This is a genomic window from Rhizobacter sp. P3_B12, assembly GCF_056402895.1.
Map to the genome: position 1 here is coordinate 1 of NZ_JBFUGN010000476.1, position 4,688 is coordinate 4,688.

The 4,688-nt window shown below is 69.5% G+C and carries 5 protein-coding genes and 1 pseudogene; 4 read left to right on the forward strand and 2 right to left on the reverse strand.

What is annotated here, in order from left to right:
- Positions 1-866: pseudogene (locus tag AC1D01_RS21560) on the reverse strand (hypothetical protein); the annotation flags it as partial.
- A 252-nt stretch (positions 867-1,118) separates the two neighbouring features.
- Between AC1D01_RS21560 and AC1D01_RS21565 the strand changes: the two are divergent.
- The 3 genes from AC1D01_RS21565 to AC1D01_RS21575 are packed head-to-tail and all read left to right on the forward strand — an operon-like array spanning position 1,119 to position 2,913.
- A complete protein-coding gene (locus AC1D01_RS21565; protein ID WP_477869909.1) occupies positions 1,119-2,159 on the forward strand; it encodes a cytochrome-c peroxidase in 1,041 nt (346 codons plus the stop codon).
- A gap of 17 nt (positions 2,160-2,176) precedes the next feature.
- Positions 2,177-2,515, forward strand: coding sequence for a cupredoxin domain-containing protein (locus AC1D01_RS21570; protein ID WP_477869910.1), 339 nt, complete (start codon positions 2,177-2,179; stop codon positions 2,513-2,515).
- Positions 2,512-2,913, forward strand: a complete 402-nt coding sequence (locus AC1D01_RS21575; RefSeq protein ID WP_477869911.1) for a c-type cytochrome — start codon at positions 2,512-2,514, stop codon at positions 2,911-2,913. The genes AC1D01_RS21570 and AC1D01_RS21575 overlap by 4 nt, the downstream gene beginning before the upstream one ends.
- A 17-nt stretch (positions 2,914-2,930) precedes the next feature.
- Here the strand turns inward: AC1D01_RS21575 and egtD are convergent, their stop codons facing one another.
- On the reverse strand, positions 2,931-4,001 hold the full coding sequence (gene egtD, locus AC1D01_RS21580) for an L-histidine N(alpha)-methyltransferase (protein WP_477869913.1): 1,071 nt from the start codon (positions 3,999-4,001) through the stop codon (positions 2,931-2,933).
- A gap of 188 nt (positions 4,002-4,189) precedes the next feature.
- On the opposite strand from egtD, the gene lepB reads away from it, so the two are divergent.
- The coding region (gene lepB / locus AC1D01_RS21585) for a signal peptidase I (RefSeq protein ID WP_477869915.1) at positions 4,190-4,688 on the forward strand (499 nt) is incomplete at its 3' end.

Sequence of the window (4,688 nt, forward strand, 5' to 3'; positions counted from 1 at the left end):
CCCTTGTCGAGCCCGAGTTCCGCGCGCAGCGGCTCGCTCAGCTTGAAGGCCTTGTCGAGGTGATCGCCGGCCTGCGCCTCCAGGTACTCCATCACCGGCAGCGCATCGGACAGCAGGCGCTGCTGCGGCGCCGAGATCTCGCCGGCCGAGAGCGCCTGCTCGCCCAGCGACATCGCCTGGCCGATCCGGTCGGCCAGCTCGGGAATGGCGGCCACCGCACCGGCCACGAGGCGCCCGGTCGTCAGGTCCGGGTCCTGGGACAGGCTGGACTGCTCCATCACGACCCGCAGCAGCGCCTGCTGGTCGGCGACGATCTGCGTGTAGCGCTCGTACAGTTCGGTCGGGTCCGCGCCGCGTGACGGCGCGGCCGGCAACTCTGCGGCCAGGGCCTGGAACGGGGCGGCGGCGTCGAAGACCGGCTCCAGCGACCGGTGCGTGGCCTGCAGCCGGGCGAACAATTGCCGGTAGTCCGCCTGGTCCTTCGGCCAGCTGCCCGCCGCGTCGAGCCCGGCCGCCTGCATCGCGCGCTGGCGCTGGCCCTGCGTGAAGCGCACCAGCGGCAGCGCGTCGCGCAGGTAGCGCACGCCCTGCAGCTCGCGCTCGGTGGCGGCCGACGCGGCCGCCATGTCGCGCAGGCAGACGGTGCCGAGCATCGTGATCGGCACCATGAACACCGCCGAGATCATCAAGGCCTTGATGTTGAAGGACAGGCGGCGGAACAGCCGGACGCCGGGCGCCCAGATGCCGTGGTAGCGGAAGAACTCGAACAGCCGGTCGCCGGGCGGACCGCTGTCCAGCGACACGCCGTGCTCGGCGGGGCGGACGGGCGTTGACGGGCCGTCTGCGGCGGGTGTCGCGGATGTCATGGGTGCTGCTTTCTGTTCCAGATGATCACGCGTCGGAAGGTTTTCGTCTCCGACTGGTGACAAATATCGCCGCCCACGGCCTTTTGGTGAACGCCTCATTTGTCAACGAATGACAACTGGCTGGACCCCTCGCCGCGCCCGCAGGCCGGTTGGCAATTGTTGACAAAGCAGGGGTTCGTTTGGCGCGCACGGCGACGAAATCAGGTCCACATTTCCGTCGCACGTTGTTGCCCCAAAAGAAAGGAATTCGCCATGAACTGGATGCGTCCGTGGGCCCTGGCCCTCTGCCTGTCGACCCTGGGATGGAGCGCTGCCCCGGCAGCCGACGACCCGCTGGCGGCGACGCCGCAGGATCGGCAGTGGCTGCTGCCCGCGGTGCCGCCGCACCCGGACGACAACGCGCCGACCGCCGCGCGCGTCGAGCTCGGCAAGATGCTGTTCTTCGACGCCCGCCTGTCGTCCGAGCGCAACCTGTCGTGCGCCGGTTGCCACAGCCCGCTGTACGGCTGGTCCGACGGCCTCGGCACCGCCAAGGGCTTCCGCAGCAAGGTGCTGGGACGGGCATCGCCGACCATCGTCAACAGCGGCTACAACACCATCCAGATGTGGGACGGCCGCCGCGCGACGCTCGAGCACCAGGCGATGGGGCCGATGGAGTCGATGGACGAGATGGCGATGAACCTCGACGCGCTGTTCGCGTGGCTGGCCGTCAACCCGGGCTACCAGGCCGCCTTCGCCGCGGCCTACCCGGGCGAGGCGATCGACAAGACGACGACCTCGAAGGCGATCGCGGCCTTCGAGCGCACGGTGGTCAGCAGCGACTCTCCGTTCGACCGCTGGCTGCGTGGCGACCGCCACGCGATGACGGCGCAGCAGGTGAAGGGCTTCCGCCTGTTCGCCGATCCGGCCAAGGGCAATTGCGCCGGCTGCCACCAGGCCCCGAACTTCACCGACAACGGCTTCCACAACATCGGCCTGGGCTCGTACGGCCAGGAGAACCCGGATGTCGGCCGCTACGCGATCAAGCCGGTGCCGTCACTGAAGGGCGCGTTCAAGACACCGACGCTGCGCGACGTGGCGCTGACCGCGCCCTACTTCCATGACGGATCGGCGGCGACGCTGATGGACGTCGTGGCGCACTACAACCGCGGTGGCCAGGTGCGCAGCAACCTGTCGGCGAGCGTCAAGCCGCTGTCGCTGTCGAACGACGAGATGCGCGACATCGTCGCCTTCATGCAGGCGCTGACGACGCCGGCCCGGCCGTTCACGCTGCCGACGCTGCCGGCCAACTGAGCCCCGAGGAGCCTTCCATGCAGTTCCATCCCCAGTCCCGCATCGGCTCGCTCGCCGTGGCTGCCGCCTGCCTGTTCACCGGCCTGTCGGCCGGTGCCGCCGAGCACGTGCTGGCGCAGAAGGGCAAGGCGTTCTCGGTGAAGAAGCTCCAGGTGAAGGTCGGCGACACGGTGAAGTTCGTCAACGAGGATCCGTTCGCGCACAACGTGTTCTCGCTGTCCGACGCGAAGAGCTTCGACCTCGGCTCGTTCGGCCAGGGCGGCTCGAAGACGGTCACGCTCGACAAGCCCGGCACCGTGGAGGTCGAGTGCGCGGTTCACCCGGACATGCGCATGGTGATCGAGGTCAGCAAGTGAAGCCGCACGACAGCCGCGCCCTGTGGATCGGCGCGCTGATCGTCGCGTGCCTGCTGAGCTGGGCCGGCGGCGTGCATGCCCAGCCGCTGCCGCGCGACAGCCGCGATGCGTCGGTGTTCCGCGGCGGGCTGGTGTTCGCGAACTATTGCGTCACCTGCCACGGCATCAACGCCGACGGCAACGGCCGTGCCGCCCGCCTGTACGACCCGCGGCCGGCCAACCTGCGCACCACCGACAAGAACGACGCCTACCTCGGGCTGATCGTCAAGCTGGGCGGGCAGGCGCTGGGCCGATCGCCGTTCATGCCGCCGTGGGGCGCCGAGCTCACCGAGGAGCAGATGCGCGACCTCGTCGCCTACGTGCGCTCGCTGAACCTGCGGGAGCAGGCCTCTCCGTAGTTCTTCGACCCGATTCGTCAGGACTGCGCCCAGAACACCGCGAACCAGCCCTGCGGATCGGTCCAGTGCCGCATCTGGCGGAAGCCCGATTCGCGCAGCAGCGCCTCGAAGCTCGCCACCGTGTACTTGTACGAGCTCTCGGTGTGGATGCGCTCGCCGGCCGCGAAGTGCCGGGAGTGCCCGGGCCAGCGCACGTCGAGTTCGCGCACCGCCTGCAGGTGCATCTCGATGCGCGACAGCCCGCTGTCGAAGCGCGCCACGTGCTGCCAGTCGGGCAGCCGGAAATCGGTGCCGATGCGCCGGTTCAGGTGGGGCAGCAGGTTGCGGTTGAACGCCGCGGTGACACCCAGGGCATCGTCGTAGGCCGCCTCCAGCAGATGCGCCGGCTTCACCAGGTCGACGCCGATCAGCATGCCGCCGCCACGCGCCTGCTCGCGGGCGCTGGCCAGCAGCCGCGACGCCTGCTCGGGCGTGAAGTTGCCGATGCTCGAACCGGGGTAGAAGAACACCGGCCGCTCGCGCAGCAGCTCGGYCGGCAGCGTCAGCGCATTGGCGAAATCCATGCCGAGGCCGGTGACGTTCAGCGCCGGGTGCGCGCGCTGCACGCCGGCCAGCGCCTCGCGCAGGAAGTCGACCGAGATGTCGATCGCGACGTAGCGCGACGGCCGGAACTCGGGGAACAGCCGCACCGCTTTCGCGCAGTTGCCGGCGCCCAGGTCGATCAGCGTCATGCCGGTGCCGATGGCTTCGGCCATCTCGCGGCCGTGCAGGTCGAAGATGGCGGCCTCGGTGCGCGTCGGGTAGTACTCCGGCAGCTCGGTGATCGCCTCGAACAGGTGCGAGCCCAGGCTGTCGTAGAAGTATTTGGGCGCGACCTCGGCGCGTGCCTTCAGCAGGCCGGCCGTCACTTCGGCCAGCGTGGCCGTCTCGGGCGGCAGCTTGTTCTGCATGAACTGCGGCTGCAGCGGCGCCACCGGGCGGCCGGGCAGACCGACGAGCGTGGGGCGGCGGCTCGAGCCGGCGGGGGAGGCCTCTCGGGTGCCAGTGGGGGTGCCAGTGGTATTGCGCAATGYCAACAACGGGTCCATGCAGGTCTCCTCGGGATGGGGGGCATCTTGCCGGATGCCGGTAAACGTTGTCGACCGAGGGACGTAGGACTTACAGCCGTCGAGGTGTAGGAATCCGGCGCCCGGGAGGGGCGCGCGGCGCAGCCATAATCCCCGCCGGGCCCTTGCCCGTGTGAAACCCGTGAACATCCACCCGGAAAGCGCCCTCGATGCAGATCGGTTTTTCCATCAACGAAGTGCTGTGCCTGCTGAGCCTGGCCAGCGGCGCCTGCTGGTTCGCCTGGAGGCGCCGCCTCGCACGTCTTCCGGCTGACCTGCCCGCCCCGGTGCGCAAGCCGCTGTGGGTCAGCTTCGGCGCCGAGCTGTTCTTCGTGGTGGCGCTGATGTTCACCTGCCGCGTCGCGGTGGCCGACTGGCCGAAGGTGCCGTCCGGCTCGATGGAGCCGACGCTGCGCGTGGGCGACTACCTGCTCGTCAACCACCTGGCCTACGGCCCGCGCCTGCCGTTCACCAACACCGCGATCGAGTTCGGCAAGCCGCAGCGCGGTGACGTCGTCGTGTTCCGCTTTCCGCGCAACGTCTCCGAGTTCTACGTGAAGCGGCTGATCGGCATGCCCGGCGACCTGGTGCGATTCCAGGACGGCGCGGTCAGCATCAACGGCGCGCCGTTCGAGGTCGAGCCGGTCAGCGACGGCAGCGAGCCCGGCG

Bases quoted from the DNA above. Each gene is read 5' to 3' on its own strand.
- AC1D01_RS21565 (WP_477869909.1), top strand. From the start codon at position 1,119: ATGAACTGGATGCGTCCGTGGGCCCTGGCCCTCTGCCTGTCGACCCTG.
- AC1D01_RS21570 (WP_477869910.1), top strand. From the start codon at position 2,177: ATGCAGTTCCATCCCCAGTCCCGCATCGGCTCGCTCGCCGTGGCTGCC.